Annotated in this window: 19 protein-coding genes; 13 read left to right on the top strand and 6 right to left on the bottom strand. The window is 70.7% G+C overall.

The genetic code is table 11. The annotated features are described in order from the left end of the window. Positions 1 to 36 precede the first annotated feature (36 nt). The gene (locus ACQP1V_RS34875; protein WP_433414632.1) at positions 37 to 1,029 is read right to left on the bottom strand and encodes a hypothetical protein; all 993 of its coding nucleotides are present in this window, start codon (positions 1,027 to 1,029) and stop codon (positions 37 to 39) included. A 122-nt stretch (positions 1,030 to 1,151) separates the two neighbouring features. On the opposite strand from ACQP1V_RS34875, the gene lepA reads away from it, so the two are divergent. The 3 genes from lepA to hemW all read left to right on the top strand — a co-directional run bounded on the left by lepA (position 1,152) and on the right by hemW (position 4,779). Beyond that, on the top strand, positions 1,152 to 2,978 hold the full coding sequence (lepA, locus tag ACQP1V_RS34870; protein ID WP_433414630.1) for a translation elongation factor 4: 1,827 nt from the start codon (positions 1,152 to 1,154) through the stop codon (positions 2,976 to 2,978). A 177-nt stretch (positions 2,979 to 3,155) separates the two neighbouring features. Continuing rightward, complete coding sequence (locus ACQP1V_RS34865; RefSeq protein ID WP_433414628.1) at positions 3,156 to 3,476, top strand: hypothetical protein; 321 nt, start codon at positions 3,156 to 3,158, stop codon at positions 3,474 to 3,476. An 85-nt stretch (positions 3,477 to 3,561) separates the two neighbouring features. Then, on the top strand, positions 3,562 to 4,779 hold the full coding sequence (hemW, locus tag ACQP1V_RS34860) for a radical SAM family heme chaperone HemW (protein ID WP_433414626.1): 1,218 nt from the start codon (positions 3,562 to 3,564) through the stop codon (positions 4,777 to 4,779). 24 nt (positions 4,780 to 4,803) lie between these two features. On the opposite strand, the gene ACQP1V_RS34855 is transcribed toward hemW, so the two are convergent. The 3 genes from ACQP1V_RS34855 to ACQP1V_RS34845 form a co-directional block, all read right to left on the bottom strand. Then, the gene (locus ACQP1V_RS34855) at positions 4,804 to 5,544 is read right to left on the bottom strand and encodes a DUF4870 domain-containing protein (protein WP_433414624.1); all 741 of its coding nucleotides are present in this window, start codon (positions 5,542 to 5,544) and stop codon (positions 4,804 to 4,806) included. A gap of 73 nt (positions 5,545 to 5,617) precedes the next feature. Beyond that, positions 5,618 to 6,427, bottom strand: a complete 810-nt coding sequence (locus ACQP1V_RS34850; protein WP_387413701.1) for a DUF3097 domain-containing protein — start codon at positions 6,425 to 6,427, stop codon at positions 5,618 to 5,620. Between the two features lie 90 nt (positions 6,428 to 6,517). Then, a complete protein-coding gene (locus ACQP1V_RS34845; protein WP_433414622.1) occupies positions 6,518 to 7,213 on the bottom strand; it encodes a hypothetical protein in 696 nt (231 codons plus the stop codon). A 161-nt stretch (positions 7,214 to 7,374) separates the two neighbouring features. On the opposite strand from ACQP1V_RS34845, the gene hrcA reads away from it, so the two are divergent. From hrcA to ACQP1V_RS34830, 3 genes are read left to right on the top strand one after another with little or no spacing between them, the layout of a single operon-like run. Then, entirely contained in the window at positions 7,375 to 8,388 is a 1,014-nt protein-coding gene (hrcA, locus tag ACQP1V_RS34840; protein WP_067132599.1) for a heat-inducible transcriptional repressor HrcA, read from the top strand. Next, entirely contained in the window at positions 8,389 to 9,522 is a 1,134-nt protein-coding gene (gene dnaJ / locus ACQP1V_RS34835; protein ID WP_387413703.1) for a molecular chaperone DnaJ, read from the top strand. Between the two features lie 27 nt (positions 9,523 to 9,549). Continuing rightward, complete coding sequence (locus tag ACQP1V_RS34830) at positions 9,550 to 10,293, top strand: 16S rRNA (uracil(1498)-N(3))-methyltransferase (protein WP_433414619.1); 744 nt, start codon at positions 9,550 to 9,552, stop codon at positions 10,291 to 10,293. Between the two features lie 18 nt (positions 10,294 to 10,311). Here the strand turns inward: ACQP1V_RS34830 and ACQP1V_RS34825 are convergent, their stop codons facing one another. Further along, complete coding sequence (locus ACQP1V_RS34825) at positions 10,312 to 11,013, bottom strand: hypothetical protein (RefSeq protein ID WP_387413705.1); 702 nt, start codon at positions 11,011 to 11,013, stop codon at positions 10,312 to 10,314. Further along, positions 11,010 to 11,489, bottom strand: coding sequence for a SigE family RNA polymerase sigma factor (locus tag ACQP1V_RS34820; RefSeq protein ID WP_067133127.1), 480 nt, complete (start codon positions 11,487 to 11,489; stop codon positions 11,010 to 11,012). The genes ACQP1V_RS34825 and ACQP1V_RS34820 overlap by 4 nt, the downstream gene beginning before the upstream one ends. Before the next feature lie 247 nt (positions 11,490 to 11,736). Between ACQP1V_RS34820 and ACQP1V_RS34815 the strand changes: the two genes are divergently transcribed. From ACQP1V_RS34815 to era, 7 genes are all read left to right on the top strand, one after another. After that, entirely contained in the window at positions 11,737 to 12,081 is a 345-nt protein-coding gene (locus ACQP1V_RS34815; RefSeq protein WP_387413706.1) for a histidine triad nucleotide-binding protein, read from the top strand. Positions 12,082 to 12,134: 53 nt separating this feature from the next. Continuing rightward, a complete protein-coding gene (locus tag ACQP1V_RS34810) occupies positions 12,135 to 13,154 on the top strand; it encodes a PhoH family protein (RefSeq protein ID WP_433414617.1) in 1,020 nt (339 codons plus the stop codon). Positions 13,155 to 13,215: 61 nt separating this feature from the next. Beyond that, positions 13,216 to 13,692 carry an rRNA maturation RNase YbeY gene (gene ybeY, locus ACQP1V_RS34805; RefSeq protein WP_433414615.1) on the top strand — a complete coding sequence of 159 codons (477 nt, stop codon included), beginning with the start codon at positions 13,216 to 13,218 and terminating at the stop codon, positions 13,690 to 13,692. Positions 13,693 to 13,699: 7 nt separating this feature from the next. Continuing rightward, positions 13,700 to 14,989 carry a hemolysin family protein gene (locus tag ACQP1V_RS34800; protein ID WP_433414613.1) on the top strand — a complete coding sequence of 430 codons (1,290 nt, stop codon included), beginning with the start codon at positions 13,700 to 13,702 and terminating at the stop codon, positions 14,987 to 14,989. Positions 14,990 to 15,446: 457 nt separating this feature from the next. Further along, complete coding sequence (locus ACQP1V_RS34795) at positions 15,447 to 16,106, top strand: hypothetical protein (RefSeq protein ID WP_433414611.1); 660 nt, start codon at positions 15,447 to 15,449, stop codon at positions 16,104 to 16,106. Beyond that, positions 16,103 to 16,438: a cytidine deaminase gene (locus ACQP1V_RS34790; RefSeq protein WP_387413714.1), complete on the top strand. Its 336-nt coding sequence runs from the start codon at positions 16,103 to 16,105 to the stop codon at positions 16,436 to 16,438. Before ACQP1V_RS34795 ends, ACQP1V_RS34790 begins: the two co-directional genes overlap by 4 nt. 1 nt (position 16,439) lies before the next feature. Further along, positions 16,440 to 17,345 carry a GTPase Era gene (gene era, locus ACQP1V_RS34785; protein ID WP_433217818.1) on the top strand — a complete coding sequence of 302 codons (906 nt, stop codon included), beginning with the start codon at positions 16,440 to 16,442 and terminating at the stop codon, positions 17,343 to 17,345. The last annotated feature ends 5 nt before the right edge of the window (positions 17,346 to 17,350 follow it).

The following is a 17,350-nucleotide window of genomic DNA, read 5'->3' as shown; positions in this document are numbered from 1 at the left end:
TCACCTGCGCCGCAATCCTAACCCGGACCGGCGCCGTCAGGTGTGCGGCCTGACCCAGGACGCGTCGTATTCTCGCCAGTCCTCCTCCGTGGCCGCGAAGTCGACGTACATCGCCAGGCCCACCTTGTCGCGGGGGCCGTGGCCGGTCAGGGCCAGCCGGGCGCCCTCCGCCGCCGTCGCCACGCTCTCCGCGTAGTCGCCCGCGTGGTCGTGGTACGCCGGGGCGCCGATGAGCAGGGTCTTGTCCTCGGGCACGAGGTCCAGCGCGATGTCGGCCTGCCGTACGACGTGGCCGCCGTAGAGCGAGGGGAGGAAGGTCCAGGAGTCGTACGTCATGATCGCGACCTGGTCGGTGAGATCGGTCACCCGGCGGAAGTAGTCGCGGCTCCAGTACTTCTCGTGGCCGATCACCAGGCGGGCGGGGAGCGCGGCGCCGGGCATCGGCTCGATCTGCTGGGTGGCGACCGACAGCGGGCGCGAGCCGATGACCTCGCGGGTGGCGCGGAGAACGTCGAGGAAGTCCGGGTCGCCGTCGGGCACCGGCTCGAAGTCGTAGTGGATGCCGTCGTAGCCGAGATCGACCAGGGCCTTGGCGCCGGCCACGACCCGCTCCCTCGTCGCCGGATCGCTCAGATCGAGGAACCCGGGGTCGAGGCGCTGCCCCAGCCAGGCGGACACCCGCACCCCCGGGTGCCGCTTCTTCCACCATTTCAAGAAGTTTCCAGCATTTGGATATTTGTCGGGAGATAGCGTGCCGTCGTAGGAGAACGGACCGCTGTGGACGTACACGTCCTTCACGGAGCCCAGCCGTGCGGCCATGGCGTCGACGTCGGCGGCGCCGCGGCGGCCGTCCACCCACGCGTGCCCCATCCAGAGGGCGTCGTTTCCCGTGCTCCGGGCCCAGGCGGCCGGAGAGCCGGTGAACTGCAGGCGTAACGCCGCCGCGGCGATCAGTCCGGCGGCGAGCAGGACGGCCAGGACGATCGCAGTCCACCTGATCACCCGCTTGGTGATGGTCAAGGCAAGCATCCGGACATGCCACCATGGAGGTTGGCTGGTTCGCCAGCCGATGACGGGAGACGAGGCCGATCCGGAGACGGCGCGGCCCGATCCGTCGCTCGCAGTCACAAACCCTGTTGAAACGGACCCCGGTGCGCACTCAGCCTGGCCAGACCGACCCCGCGTTGATCCGCAACTTCTGCATCATCGCGCACATCGACCATGGCAAGTCCACTCTCGCCGACCGGATGCTGCAGCTCACCGGTGTGGTCGACGACCGCTCCATGCGCGCGCAGTACCTCGACCGCATGGACATCGAGCGAGAGCGCGGCATCACGATCAAGTCGCAGGCCGTGCGGCTTCCGTGGAACGGCCACGTGCTCAACATGATCGACACGCCCGGCCACGTGGACTTCTCGTACGAGGTGTCCCGGTCGCTGGAGGCGTGCGAGGGCGCGGTCCTGCTCGTCGACGCGGCCCAGGGCATCGAGGCGCAGACGCTGGCCAACCTCTACATGGCCATGAACGCCGACCTGCACATCATTCCGGTCCTCAACAAGATCGACCTGCCCGCCGCCCAGCCGGACAAGTACGCCGAGGAGCTGGCCGGCCTCATCGGCTGCGACCCGTCCGACGTGCTGCGCGTGTCCGGCAAGACCGGCGTCGGCGTCGCGGAGCTGCTCGACCACGTCGTGGCGACCATCCCCGCGCCCGTCGGCGACGCCGACGCGCCCGCCCGCGCGCTGATCTTCGACTCGGTCTACGACACCTACCGCGGCGTCGTCACGTACGTACGGGTCGTGGACGGCAAGCTCTCCAAGCGCGAGCGGCTGCTCATGATGTCCACCGGCGCCCAGCACGAGCTCCTGGAGATCGGCGTCATCTCGCCCGAGCCCATGCCGTCCGCCGGACTGGGCGTCGGCGAGGTGGGCTACCTCATCACCGGCGTGAAGGACGTCCGCCAGTCGCGCGTCGGTGACACCGTCACCAGCGCGACCAGGTCGGCCGTCGACCCGCTCGGCGGATACGAGCACCCCAAGCCCATGGTCTACTCCGGGCTCTATCCGATCGACGGCGACGACTACCCCGAGCTGCGCGAGGCGCTCGACAAGCTGCGCCTCAACGACGCCGCGCTCGTCTACGAGCCCGAGACGTCGGCCGCGCTCGGGTTCGGCTTCCGCTGCGGCTTCCTCGGGCTGCTCCACATGGAGATCGTGCGCGAGCGGCTGGAGCGCGAGTTCAACCTGTCGCTCATCTCCACCGCGCCCAACGTGATCTACCGCGTGGTCATGGAGGACGACCGTGAGCTGACCGTCACCAACCCGTCCGAGTTCCCCGAAGGCAAGATCGCCGAGATCCACGAGCCGGTGGTCAAGGCCACGCTGCTCGCGCCCTCCGAGTTCATCGGCGCCATCATGGAGCTCTGCCAGGGGCGGCGCGGCAACCTCCAGGGCATGGACTACCTGTCCGAGGACCGGGTCGAGATCCGCTACACGCTGCCGCTCGGCGAGATCATCTTCGACTTCTTCGACCAGCTCAAGTCGAAGACGCGCGGCTACGCCTCGCTCGACTACGAGCCCCTCGGCGAGCAGGCCGCCGACCTCGTCAAGGTCGACATCCTCCTGCAGGGCGAGGCCGTCGACGCCTTCAGCGCGATCGTCCACCGCGAGAAGGCCTACGCGTACGGCGTCGAGATGGCCAAGAAGCTCAAGGACCTCATTCCGCGGCAGCAGTTCGAGGTGCCCATCCAGGCCGCCATCGGCGCCCGCGTCATCGCCCGCGAGAACATCCGCGCCATCCGCAAGGACGTCCTCGCCAAGTGCTACGGCGGCGACATCAGCCGTAAGCGCAAGCTGCTGGAGAAGCAGAAGGAAGGCAAGAAGCGGATGAAGATGGTCGGCCGCGTCGAGGTGCCGCAGGAGGCGTTCGTGGCCGCCCTTTCGACCGAGACGTCGTCGGCGGACAAGCCGAAGAAGTGACACGGTGCGCGCGGGCCGGTGGCCCGCGCGCCCGCCCGTCGAGAACCGATCGTGGTGATCGTTCGCCGCGGGGCGGTGAGCCGGATCCGGCGATGCCGGTCACCGCGATTTAGCGGAAAAATGTCAGTCCCCTGGCATACCTTCGGATCGAACGCCTGTGCGATTCGGAGGTCGGAAATGATCGCAGATGCTCACGCCGCCGAGCGGTTCATGCGCGCCGCGATGCTCGGCGTGGCCATGGCCGTGGAGACGCAGCGGCTCCTTCGGCTCCACGCCGGGGACTCCCCACCCGACCAGGACGGCGCCGTCGGGGTCGAGATCCCGTTCCCGGACTCCACCGTGATCACGGCGGTGCTCGACGCGGCCGCCACCTGCTTCCGGCCGTCAGACGATCCGGGAGAAGATCCCCGGCAGGCCGTTCTCGCCCCGCTGCTCGAACTGGCGGCCCTCGCGAAGCCCCTCGTCCCACCCCAGCCCCTCGTGCCCGAGCGGCGGTGAGAGCGAGGTCCGGGAAACCGAGTGAGAGGGGTGGTCAGGGGGAGGAGAGGCGAGGGCACCGGCCGGATAGCGGCAGACTGGAGGCGTGCCTTCTGTTCTTCCCGACGGCGACCCGATCCCGGCCTCCGGCGAGCTGCCCTCCAGCGCTCTCGACAGCCTCGGCTCCCGCCCGTTCGGCTTCTACGTCCACGTGCCGTTCTGCCTCACCCGGTGCGGCTACTGCGACTTCAACACGTACACGGCCGCCGAGCTCGGGCCCGGCGCCTCCCAGCGGGACTACGCCTCGACGGCGATCGAGGAGGTGCGGCTCGCCCGGCGCGTCCTCGGCGACGCCGAGCTGCCCGTGGAGACCGTGTTCGTCGGCGGAGGCACGCCGACGCTGCTCCCTCCCGAGGACCTCGTCCGCATCCTCCGCGTGGTGGACGAGGAGTTCGGGCTGGCCCCGGGGGCCGAGGTCACCACGGAGGCCAACCCGGAGTCCGTCACCCAGCGGTCCCTGGAGGTCCTGCGCGAGGGCGGGTTCACCCGGATGAGCTTCGGCATGCAGAGCGCCCGCGAGCACGTGCTCACCGTGCTCGACCGCCGTCACACGCCGGGCCGGGCCGGTGCGGCCGTACAGGAGGCCCGGAAGGCCGGGTTCGACCACGTCAACCTGGACCTGATCTACTCGACGCCCGGCGAGACCGACGACGACTGGCGGGCCTCGCTCGAGGCCGCGCTGACCGCCGGTCCCGACCACGTCTCGGCGTACTCGCTGATCATCGAGGAGGGTACCCGGCTGGCGGCGCGGATCCGGCGCGGCGAGCTGCCGATGCCGGACGACGACGTGGCGGCGGACCGCTATCTCATCGCCGAGGAGATGCTCACCTCGGCCGGGTTCCGCTGGTACGAGGTCTCCAACTGGGCGGTCTCGGACGAGGCGCGCTGCCGCCACAACCTCCTGTACTGGACCGGCGGCGACTGGTGGGGTGTCGGACCGGGCGCGCACAGCCACGTGGGAGGCACCCGGTGGTGGAACGTCAAGCACCCCGCGCCATACGCGGCGCGGCTGGCGGCGGGGGAGTCGCCGGGCTACGCCCGTGAGGTGCTGACGGAGGACGACCAGGCGGTCGAACGGCTGATGCTGGAGCTCCGGCTCGTGACCGGGTTCCCGCTCGCCGACGTGCGGCCGTCCGCGCGTACGGCCTGCGCCAAGGCGTTGGCCGACGGCCTGCTCGAGGTCGAGCCGTTCAAGCGCGGCCGCGCCGTGCTGACGCTGCGTGGCCGGCTCCTCGCGGACGCCCTGATCCGCGACCTGGCCTGAGCGGGGAGCCGTCCTCGCGCGTGATCAGGTGACGAGGCGGATCGTCATCGGATAGCGGTAGTTCTCCCCGCGGTTGGCCGCCATCGCGCCCATGATCCCCACGACGAGCGTGTACACCCAGATGACCGGGAGCAGCAGGAACCCGAGGACCCCGACCAGGACCACGGACAGCACGGTCGAGACCACGACCACGGCGATGAAGGCGATCGTGGCGGTGATCCAGAAGTTCAGCGCCTCGGCCGCCTGGTCCCGGACGTACGGCGACTGGTCCTTCCGCGTCAGGTAGATCACCAACGAGCCGACCGCGCCGAGCGGCCAGGCGATGAGGTTGCCCAGCCCGGCGAGGTGGGCGAGCATCGCCATGTTGGTGTCGTCGGTGCCCGGCCGGGGGCCGTACTGCCCCGGCACATACGGCCCGGCGGCGCCATATCCGTGCCCCGGGGCGCCGTATCCGGGATAGCCGGGCGCCGCGTCGTACCCGGACGCGTACCCCGGGTCGCCGGGGGCGCCGTAGGGCATGCCCTGGCCCGGCTCGTGTCCCGGAGCACCATAACCGGGGGCGCCGTAGCCGGGAGCACCATAACCGGGAGCGCCGTAGCCCTGGTTTCCGTGATCGGCGGAGCCCTGCCCGGGGACGCCCTGAGGAGGGGTCTCGGGTTGTGCCTCGCCGGCGCCCTGACCGGGCGTCTCACGTCCGGACCCGCCCTGACCGGGGCGTTCGTGCCCGCTCTCGCCTGCGTACGGCTCCCGCGGATCGCCGGTCATGCCCGACCTCCCTTTGCGTTGTCCTTACTCGACCCTAAGCGGCCGCGGGCCGGGCCGGGCGGCCCTCCGCAAGTCATTCTCCGGGCTCCGTGACGAAGTCGATCAGCTCCTCGACCCGGCCGAGCAGCTCCGGCTCCAGGTCCGTGTACGCCGTCACGCGGCCGAGGATGTGCCGCCAGGCGTCCGCGGGCTCCATCCGCCAGCCCAGCGCGGCGATCACGCCCTCCTTCCACGGGAGGCCGCGCGGCACCTCGGGCCAGGCCGGGATGCCGAGGACGGACGGCTTGACCGCCTGCCAGATGTCCACGTACGGGTGGCCCACGACCAGCACGTCCGAGCCGGACACCCGCGCGGCGATGCGGCTCTCCTTCGACCCGGGGACGAGGTGGTCGACCAGCACACCCAGCCTGCGGCCGGAGCCGGGCGCGAACTCCGCCACGATCGCGGGCAGGTCGTCGACGCCTTCGAGGAACTCGACGACCACCCCCTCCACCCGCAGGTCGTGGCCCCAGATCTTCTCCACCAGGGACGCGTCGTGGACGCCCTCCACGTAGATCCGGCTCTCCCGGGCCACCCGCGCCCGCAGGCCCTCGACGGCGATCGACCCGGAGGCGCTGCGCCGCGCCCCGCCCGGCGCCTCGGACGGTCGTACCAGCGTCACCGGCCGCCCCTCCAGGAGGAACGCGGCGGGCGCGAGCGGGAAGATCCGGCGCCGGCCGAACCGGTCCTCCAGGGTGACGGCCTCCTTGTCGCAGGCCACCACGGCGCCGCAGAAGCGGCCTTCGGCGTCCTCCACCACGAGATCCCGCTCCGCGGGCACCTCGGGGATCTTCCCTCTGCCGGGCCGCCGCCAGTCTCCGGAAAGCACGTCCTGCCCATACATGGCGGGAACGCTAGCAAAATCGGGCATCCTCCGGCCGGAGTCCGGCGCGCGCCCGCCTTCCATGGGCACCTGAGCACGACCGCGGGCCGGTCAGCGCATCGCCTTTTTACGGGCGCCCGCGCGCCGGACCAGCACGACGATGGTGACGACGACCGCGATCAGGAAGCCGGCCGTGGGGAGGGCGATCATCGCGACCGCGCCGCCGACCACCTTGCCCACGCTGCCGATGAGCTCTTTGCCGACGCCGAACTTGACGCCCTCGCCCGTGCAGGAGACCTGGTAGTCGCCCGCGGCCGGGGCGCCGATCTGGAAGACCATCTCCCAGGTGGTCCCGTCGTACGTGATGCTCTGGGTGCCGCTCGGCCGGGTGAGGCGGACGTCCAGGCCCGGCGCGCCCTCGACCTTGCAGCTCACGTCCGCCGCCTGCTCCGCCGAGGCGTAGATCGCGGGCCTGTCCTTCGGGTCGAGCCGCACGCTCACCGACTCGCCGGTGGCGAACGTCGCGAGCGAGGCGGCGTCCTTGACGGCGGAGCCCAGCCCGCGGGCGAAACCGGCCACGCCCACGACCAGCAGCACGACGAAGAGCACCCAGGCGAGGACGATCCACAGGATTCGCGGCCGCACCGGGCCCGGCGACGGCGGCGGGCCGTACCCGCCCGGCGCGTACGGCCCGGCCTGCGAAGGGTCGTAGGGCGTGCCGACGGCGCCCAGCGGCGGCATGGCCTGCGCGTACGGCGGCGACGGCGCGTGGCCGTCACCGGGGAAGGGGTTGTGGTTGTCGGTCATGACCGGGACCCTAGCGAGGGCAACTTGTGAGGCGATTGCGGGCAGCTTGTGTAGTCGGCCCGATTGGTGTTATCGCACCCCGTGGGCGGTAGCCGTACACTTGGCACTCGGGAACACGGAGTGCCAGACAGCGTGTTCCCGATGCACAGGGAGGTGACACTTTGCTCGACGAACGCAAGCTGGCCGTGCTCCGCGCCATCGTCGAGGACTACGTGTCCACCAATGAGCCGGTCGGGTCCAAGGCCCTCGCCGACAGGCACCACCTCGGCGTCTCGCCGGCCACGATCCGCAACGACATGGCGGCGCTGGAGGAGCAGGGATACATCCACCAGCCGCACACCAGCGCGGGACGGGTGCCGACGGACAAGGGATACCGCCTGTTCGTCGACCGCCTCTCGCAGATCAAGCCGCTGTCCGCGGCGGAACGCCGGGCGATCGAGACCTTCCTCGCCGGCGCCGTGGACCTCGACGAGATCGTCATGCGGACGGTTCGGTTGCTCGCCCAGCTCACGCGGCAGGTCGCCGTCGTGCAGTACCCCTCGCTGACCCGCTCGACGGTCCGGCACGTGGAGATCGTGCCGGTGGCGGAGCGGCGGGTCATGCTGGTGTTGATCACGAACACCGGCCGGGTCGAGCAGCGGGTGATCGAGCTGCCCGAGCCGGTGGCGGACGACCGCGTCGCCCACCTGCGCGCCGTGCTGAACTCCTGCCTGGACGGCTGCGGCCTGTCCGATGTGCCGGATACGGTGGCGGAGCTCCCTGACAGGCTGCCGATCGAGGATCGGCCGGTGGCCGCGACCATCCTGTCAGTGCTGCTGGAGACCCTGGTCGAGCGGCACGAAGAGAAGATTGTTTTCGCCGGCGCCGCCAACCTCGCGGCCCCCGACTTCAGCGTGGGCCTGCGCGCGGTGCTTGAGGCGCTGGAGGAGCAGGTCGTGCTGATGCGGTTGCTCGGCGAGACCGATGACCTGCCGGGGCTGACCGTGAGGATCGGCTCCGAGAACCCGTACACCGGACTTCGCGGCACCTCGATCGTGGCCGCGGGGTACGGTGCGGGCGACAAGGAACTGGCCCGGCTTGGAGTGCTGGGCCCGACGCGAATGGACTATCCGGTGACGATGGGTGCGGTGCGCGCGGTGGCGCGCTACGTCGGCCAGATCCTGGCGGGGTCGTAAGTGGCCAAGGACTATTACGCGACCCTCGGGGTCCGGCGGGACGCCAGCCAGGAAGAGATCAAGAAGGCTTATCGCCGCCTTGCCCGCGAGCTGCACCCGGACGTCAATCCTGACCCGGAGACGCAGGAGCGGTTCAAGGACATCACGCAGGCCTACGAGGTCCTGTCCGACACCAACAAGCGCCAGATGTACGACCTCGGAGCCGATCCGTTCAGCTCCGGCGCGGGTGCCGGGGCCGGCGGGTTCGGCGCCGGGTTCCCGTTCAGCGACATCATGGACGCCTTCTTCGGCAGCGCCGGAGGCGCCCGTGGGCCGCGTTCCCGGGCCAGGCGCGGCCGCAACGCGACGATCCGGGTCGAGCTCGACCTGGCGGAGACCGCTTTCGGCACCACCCGCGAGATCGTGGTCGACACCGCGGTGCTGTGTGACGTGTGCCAGGGCTCCGGCGCCGCCGAGGGCACCCACCCCGACACGTGCGACATGTGCCACGGCCGGGGTGAGGTCTCGCAGGTGACCCGCTCGTTCCTCGGCCAGGTGATGACCTCGCGGCCGTGTCCGCAGTGCGGCGGCTACGGCAGCGTCATCCGCAACCCCTGCCTGGAGTGCTCGGGTGAGGGCCGGGTCCGCACCCGGCGTACGATCAAGGTCCGCATCCCGGCCGGCGTCGAGGACGGCACACACATCCAGCTCGCCGGCGAGGGCGAGGTCGGTCCCGGCGGCGGCCCGCCCGGCGACCTCTTCCTGGAGATCGCCGAGCGTGCGCACTCGATCTTCGAGCGGCGCGGCGACGACCTGCACTGCACGGTCCAGATCCCGATGACCGCCGCCGCCCTGGGCACCTCCCTCACGATCGAGACCCTGGACGGCGCCGAGGAGATCGACGTGCGCCCCGGCACCCAGGCCGGCCAGGTGATCCCTCTGTACGGCAGGGGCATCCAGCGGCTCAACGAGACCGGCAGGGGCGACCTGCTGATCCACGTGAACGTCGAGACGCCCAACAAGCTCGACCCGCAGCAGGAGGAGCTGCTGCGCGAGCTGTCCAAGCTGCGCGGCGAGGAGCGGCCGCCAGGGAAGTTCTCCCCGGGCCAGCAGGGGTTCTTCTCCCGGCTGAGAGACGCGTTCAACGGCCGCTGACGCCGTGCCCGCGCGACTGGTGATGTCATGAGCGTTCCCGTGTTCCTCGCCGACCTTTCGGCGGCCGCGTCCGGCGGTCAGGGCGACCGCGTCCTGCTGGACGGCCCCGAGGGGCGGCACGCCGCCGCCGTACGCAGGCTCCGCCCGGGAGAGCGGATCGACCTGACGGACGGCGCCGGCCTGGTCGCCGAGTGCGTGGTCCGCGACGTGGCCAAGGACTCGCTCACCGCCGAGGTGCTCCGTCGATACGAGGTGGAGGCGGCCCGCCCGCGCCTGGTCGTGGTCCAGGGGCTGCCCAAGGGCGACAGGGGAGAGCTCGCGGTCGAGATGATGACCGAAGCGGGCGTGGACGTGATCGTCCCGTGGGCCGCGTCCCGCTGCGTCACGCAGTGGAAGGGCGAGCGGGCCGGCAAGGCGCTGGCCCGCTGGCGCAGCACCGCGCGCGAGGCGGGCAAGCAGGCCCGCCGCTTCCATCTGCCCGAGGTGACCGAGCAGGCGACGACCGCACAGGTCGCCGAGCTGCTCTCCGGGGCCGCGCTCGGCGTCGTGCTGCACGAGGAGGCCGCCCGGCCGCTGAGCGGCCTTCCCCTGCCCGCCGACGGCGACGTCGTCGTGGTCGTCGGCCCCGAGGGCGGCATCACCGACCAGGAGATCGCCGCCTTCCGGGCGGCGGGAGCCGTACCCGCGCTGCTGGGCCCGACGGTGCTGCGCACCTCGACGGCCGGGGTGGCCGCCGCGGCCGTGCTGCTGACCCGCTGCGGCCGCTGGTGATCGGCCGCGCTCCGGCGGCTACGGCGTGGGCGACTCGGCCATCGGCTCCGGGCTGACCACGACGCTGTCCGCCGGGCTCGCAGTCGGCGAGGGCGACGGCTTCGGCGTGGGCGACGTCTCGCAGTGCCTGCCGGAGCACCCGGTCGGCGTACGGCTCGGCGTGGGACGGGGGGACGGCCCGACCGGCGGCGTCGGTGTCGCCGTCATCGTGGGGCACGGCGCCGATCCGGAGGGGTTCGGCTCGACGACCTGGCCCGTCGTCTCCGGGGACGCGCACGGGTTGCTCGGGGACGGCGACGGCGACGGAGCCACCGCCGAAGGGCTGGTACGCGGCGTGGCCACGGGCGGGGGCGAGGGCTCGTCGCCCCGAGTCGGCGGGCCGGTGACTGGGGGCGGGTCGTTGTTGGGCTTCGGAGGGCGATTCACGGACGAGGTGTCGGGGAGCCGCGAGTCGTCCCCGGTGTTGGAGACCGTGCTGTGGATCACCTGGGTGCGTAGGTCGGGGATGAGCATCACGACGGTGCCCGCCACCAGTGCCGCCCCGGCGACCGAGGCGCCGACGCGCCACCAGAACAGGCCGCGCAGGCCGCGGGCGCCCCGCTCCTCGATGCGGTGCCGGATGATGTCGAGCCCTTCGGGCGAAGGAACGACCGAGTCCGCCTCCGCCCGCATGGCGCGGCGCAGGATCTCGCCGTGCTCGTCGTCGGTGGGGAAGGTCATGAGAACTGCTCCAGTGCCATCCGTAGGGCGGCCATGCCGCGGGCCGTGTGACTCTTCACCGCGCCCTTGCTGATGCCCATCGCGTGTGCGATCTCGGCCTCGGACAGGTCACCGTAGTAGCGCAGGACGAGTGCCTCGCGCTGCCGGGTGGGCAGGAGGCGCAGAGCCTCGATGACCGCGGATCGTTCGAGCTCGCCGATCGCGCCGTTCTCGGCGCTCGGCGCGTCGGGGAGCCCCTTTGGAGCGTACTTCTCGACGACGGCGCGGTGGCGCAACACTGAGCGAGATCGGTTGACGACCGATTGGCGCAGGTAGGCGAGTGCCTTGTCGGTGTCGCGCAGCCGCCGCCAAGCCCCGTGAATGGCGACGAACGCGTCCTGCACGACTTCCTCGGCGCTGGCCACATCGCGGACCAGCAGCACGGCGAGACGCACAAGGGACCGATAGTGCGCGCTGTAGAGCGCGGTCACGGCCATGTCGGCGTCCCATCCGACAGGCACCGCCCCCAGCGACCTGTCGGCCACGAGGGTCTCGGTGGTCACGTCAGTAGGACGCTCGTCCTCCCCGGGGGGTTTACGCTCTTCCGCATCATTAGAGGGCATGACCCAGTTGTGTCCTCGCCCGACACTAGGGGTGTTTTTGTCGGTGTAGTGTCGCACATTCACACTATCTGGGGGATCTTTCAACGACATCACTGATTGGCAACGGCTACGCTTCTCGATCGTGACCGACTGCCTGTTCTGCAAAATCGTGGCCAGGGAGATTCCCGCCGACATCGTCCTGGAAACCGAGCGGGCGCTGGCGTTCCGCGATATCAACCCCCAAGCGCCCACACACGTCCTGGTCGTCCCCAAGTCGCATCACGCGAATGCCGCGGCGCTCGCCCAGGCGGACGACGGCCTCGCCGACGACGTCCTCAAAGCATGCCATGACGTGGCCCTTCAGGAGGGCGTCTCCGAGAGCGGATATCGCGTCGTTTTCAATACCGGCGAGGGCGCCGGGCAGACCGTGTTCCACGTTCACGCGCACGTACTGGGCGGCCGCGGCCTGACGTGGCCTCCCGGCTAACGGATAGCATGACCGTAGGAACTAGGGAGGCGAGCAGGCCGTAACGGCCGCCCATGTCCGAGTCACAGACCACGAACCAGACCCAGGCCAAGGTCCTCATCCCCGAGGGACAGCCGATGATCAGCCTGCTCGGCTCGCAGGACGAGCTGCTGCGGGTCATCGAGAAGGCCTTCCGCGCCGACATCCACGTGCGCGGCAACGAGATCACGATCACCGGTTCGCCAGAGGAGAGCGGCTTCGTCGTGCGGCTCTTCGAGGAGCTGGTGGAGCTGGTCGGCTCGGGCGCCGAGCTGTCCATCGACTCCGTCGAGCGCAGCATCGCGATGCTGAGGATGACCAGCGACCGCCCCGCCGAGGTGCTGTCCCTGGACATCCTCTCCACGCGCGGCCGGACGATCCGCCCCAAGACGGTCAACCAGAAGCGATACGTCGACGCGATCGACAAGCACACGATCGTCTTCGGCATCGGGCCCGCCGGCACCGGCAAGACGTACCTCGCCATGGCCAAGGCCGTGAAGGCCCTGCAGAACAAGCACGTCAACCGCATCATCCTGACCCGGCCCGCGGTCGAGGCGGGAGAGCGGCTGGGCTTCCTGCCGGGCACCCTGTACGAGAAGATCGACCCCTATCTGCGGCCGCTCTACGACGCGCTGCACGACATGCTCGACCCCGACTCGATCCCGCGGCTGATGGCGGCGGGCACCATCGAGGTCGCGCCGCTGGCGTACATGCGCGGGCGCACGCTGAACGACGCGTTCATCATCCTGGACGAGGCGCAGAACACCTCGCCCGAGCAGATGAAGATGTTCCTGACCCGGTTGGGGTTCAACTCCAAGATCGTCGTCACCGGTGACGTGACCCAGATCGACCTCCCCGGAGGGCAGGACAGCGGCCTCAAGGTCGTCCAGGACATCCTCCACGGCATCAACGACATCCACTTCAGTCGGCTGACCAGCGCCGACGTTGTCCGCCACCGGCTGGTGAGCGACATCGTCGACGCGTACGGCAAGTACGACGCGGCGATGGCGTCGGACCCGAAGGCGATGGACAGACGTCCCCGGGGGAGACGGTGAACGAGAGAACAGAACGGCGCGGCCCGCGCCCCCTGTCCGGGCCGCGGAGCGAGGAGAACCGGTGAGTGTCGAAGTCGCCAACGAGTCGGGCGTCGAGGTCGACGAGGCGGTGTTCGCGGAACTGGCCGGTCACGTCCTGGGCAAGATGGGGATCAGCCCCCTGGCCGAGCTGTCCATCCTGATCGTCGACGAGCCGGCCATGTCCGAGCTGCACGAGCAGTGGATGGGCGAGCCCGGCCCCACGGACGTGCTCGCCTTCCCGATGGACGAGCTGCGCCCGGGGCAGGGCGGCGGCCGGGACGAGGACGCCTCCCCGGACCCGGCGCTCCTCGGCGACGTGGTGCTCTGCCCCCAGGTGGCCGCCCGGCAGGCGACCGAGGCCGGGCACGGTACGCAGGACGAGCTGGAGCTACTCTGCACGCACGGCATCCTGCACCTGCTCGGCTACGACCACGCCGAGCCCGAGGAGCACGCCGAGATGTTCGGGCTCCAGGGCGAGTTGCTCGCGTCGTGGCGGGAGTCGCGCGGGAAGCGGTGAGCGACCGATGAACGGCTGGTTGTTCTCGGCCGTCGCCCTGATCGTGGTCGGCGGCCTGATCGCGAGCGCGGAGACGGCGCTGTCGCGCATCTCGCGCGTACGCGCCGAAGAGTTCGTCAAGGAGGGCCGGCGCGGTGCTCTACGTCTGCAGACGATCGTCAAGGACCCGCCGCGCTACCTCAACCTGCTGCTCCTGCTGCGGCTGATCTGCGAGCTGGGCGCGACGGTGATCGCGACCCTGCTCTTCATCGACTGGCTCGGAGACCAGGGCCAGGCGTATGTCGCCGCGGCGGTCGTGATGGTCCTGGTCAGCTATGTCATCGTCGGGGTGTCGCCGCGTACGCTCGGCCGGCAGCACGCCGACCGGGTGGCGCTCGCCGGCGCGCCCATCGTGTACGGGCTGACCCGGATCTTCGGCCCGCTGCCCAAGCTGCTGATCCTGCTGGGCAACGCGCTGACGCCGGGCAAGGGGTTCCGCGAGGGGCCGTTCACCTCCGAGGCCGAGCTGCGTGACCTGGTCGACCTCGCCGAGGAACGCCGGGTGATCGAGCCGGACGAGCGCGAGATGATCCATTCGGTCTTCGAGCTGGGTGACACGCTGGTCCGCGAGGTCATGGTCCCCCGTACGGACATGGTCATCATCGAGCGGCACAAGACGCTGAGCCAGGCGCTCTCGCTGGCCCTGCGCAGCGGCTTCTCGCGCATCCCGGTGACCGGCGAGAACGAGGACGACGTCGTCGGCATCGCCTACATGAAGGACATCGTGCGCCGGATGCAGGAGACCGGCGACGGCGCCGCCCGGGTCCAGGAGCTGATGCGTCCCGCGACGTTCGTGCCGGACAGCAAGCCGATCGACGATCTGCTGCGCGAGATGCAGGCGCGGCAGATCCACCTCGCGATCGTGATCGACGAGTACGGCGGCACCGCCGGCCTGGTGACGATCGAGGACGTGATCGAGGAGATCGTCGGCGAGATCACCGACGAGTACGACCAGGAGATCCCGCCGGTCGAGTGGCTGGACGACGGGTCGGTGCGGGTGACGGCGCGGCTGCCGGTCGACGAGCTGGGCGAACTCTTCGACGTCGAGATCGACGTGGACGACGTGGACACGGTCGGCGGGCTGCTCGCGCACGCCCTCGGCCGGGTGCCGATCGCGGGTTCCGAGGCCACCGTCGACGGGCTGCGGCTGACCGCGGAGAACCTCGCGGGCCGCCGCAACCGGATCAGCACCGTGGTGGTGCGCCGGATCGAGCCGGCCGGGGATGACGCCATGAGCGCCCGCGCCGAACAGGACTGATGTCCCAGCCGGTGCGCCGGGGATCCGCCGCTCCAGTTCGGGGTGCCCGCGAACTTTGACGGGATCGGTCCCTTCGCGGGGAGGAATCTGCGGTCCTCGCTCCCTTTCGCTCTGCTCCCTCGATCCCGGTGTACGTGTGCGGCCGGCGCACTACCGGCCGGAGACCGGGCAAGTGGGGTTCAAGTGGGCTACAAGTGGGGTCGGCGAGGATCTCCTCAGACGCCCGGGGGGTTCGGGGCGTTCTGAGGGGAACAACCGGCGCGCCGGGAGGGGTTCGCGGCGCACCGGCTCCCTTCCTCCAGGGGGAAACACGGGGGAGTTCCATGAGGCCTCTCGCCCGAATTGATCGGGTGAGAGGCCCATGTTGGTTACTCAGGGTGATTGCCGCTTTTGCCGCTGGGGAAGAAAGCCGTCGGCGGGGATCTTCCGGACCCGCCGGAGAACGGGGGACACCGGAATGCGGATCATCGGCGGTGCTGTCTGTGCGGTCGCGGCCTGTCTCGTGGCCGCCTTGGCGGGATGCGGCGGCGGTGGCGGAGAGGCGGCACAGCACGCGGCTCTGGACGCCGGACGGTTGAAGGTCCTGCTCGGCGGGATCGACGACCTGCCCCAGGGCTTCTCCGACCACCAGCGCGAGCGATGGCGACCGCCGTTCCGGGCCAAGAGCGATGCCTGCCGGGCCCTGTTCGACGCGGCGGCGGGCCGGCCGCCCACGCGCGACCTCGTCGCCGGGACCGCCACCACGTACGAGGGGCAGCACGTGGGCGAGACCGCGGCCGTCGGCCTCGCGGTCTACGGGGACAACGCGGCGGGCGGGGTGCTCGACCGGCTGGAGCGGGCCATGCGGAGCTGCCGCGTCGCCGCTGCCGGGGGCGCGGGCAAGGGCGACCGCCTGCGCACGTCACGGCTGCGGATCAAAGGCGTGGGCGACGGCGTCGAGGCGCGGCGGTTCAAGGGACGGGTCGGCGGATATCCGTACGAGATGCACCTGGTGGTGGCGCGGCAGGGGGACGCGCTGATCACCCTCGTCCACGGGGGCGTCGCGTCGCCGGATGTCAAGGGCACCGCGGCACTCGCCAGAGTCCTGGCCGGAAGGGTCAGTACCCTTGACCTGTGACTGAGACACTCGACCCCGAAGACCAAAAGATCATCACGCTGGCCAGGTCGGCCCGGGCGCGCAACGGTTCCGCCGAGGGCGCCGCCGTACGGGACGAGACCGGGCGGACCTATGTGGCGACGAACGTCGCTCTGCCCTCGCTGGAGCTGTCCGCGACGCAGGTGGCGGTGGCGATGGCGGTCTCCAGCGGGGCGGCGTCTCTGGAGGCCGTGGCGCTGGTCGGCGCGGTGGACGAGCCGGGCGAGCGGGACGTCGCCGTGGTCCGGGACCTCGGCAAGGCCCCCATCTTCCTGGCCGGTCCCGACGGTGTGGTGAAGGGCCGGTACGTCTGACGTGAGCACTCCCGAATTCCGCGCCGGTTTCGCCTGCTTCGTCGGGCGGCCGAACGTGGGCAAGTCCACGCTGATGAACGCGCTGGTCGGCACGAAGGTGGCCATCACCTCGTCCAAGCCGCAGACCACGCGGCGGGTCATCCGCGGGATCGTGCACCGGCCCGACTCACAGCTCGTCATCGTGGACACCCCCGGCCTGCACCGGCCGCGCACCCTGCTCGGCGAGCGGCTCGACAGCCTCGTGCTGTCCACGCTGACCGAGGTGGATCTGATCGGCTTCTGCGTGCCGGCCAACGAGCCGATCGGCAAGGGCGACAGGTTCATCGCCGAGAAGATCGCCGCGGTCAAGAAGACGCCGCTCGTCGCCGTGGTGACCAAGTGTGACCTCGCCAGCCGCCAGCAGATCGCCGAGCAGCTCCTCGCGGTCTCGTCCCTGGCGAACTTCGAGGAGATCGTGCCGGTCTCCGCCGAGAGTGGTGAACAGCTCGACGTGCTCGTCGATCTGCTCACCGCGCGGCTGCCCGAATCCCCGCCCCTGTACGCCGGGGGCGAGCTGACCGACGAGCCCGAGCAGGTCCTCGTCGCCGAGTTGATCCGCGAGGCGGCCCTCGAAGGGGTCCGGGACGAGCTGCCGCACTCGATCGCGGTCGTCGTGGAGGAGATGGGCCCGCGCGAGGGCCGGGACGACCTCCTCGACATCTACGCCCACATGTTCGTGGAGCGGCCGTCGCAGAAGGCGATCGTGATCGGTCCGGGGGGCGCTCGGCTCAAGGACGTCGGCACCCGGGCACGCAGGCAGATCGAGGCCTTGCTCGGCACTCGCGTCTACCTCGACCTGCGGGTCAAGGTCGCCAAGGAGTGGCAGCGCGACCCCAAGCAGCTCCGCCGCCTCGGCTTCTACGACTGAGTCCG

Origin of the sequence: Microtetraspora malaysiensis (assembly GCF_050947145.1) — a bacterium.
Lineage (GTDB): Bacteria > Actinomycetota > Actinomycetes > Streptosporangiales > Streptosporangiaceae > Microtetraspora_A > Microtetraspora_A malaysiensis.
Note: the sequence above shows the minus strand (reverse complement) of the source record. Positions and strands in the feature narration are given on the sequence as shown.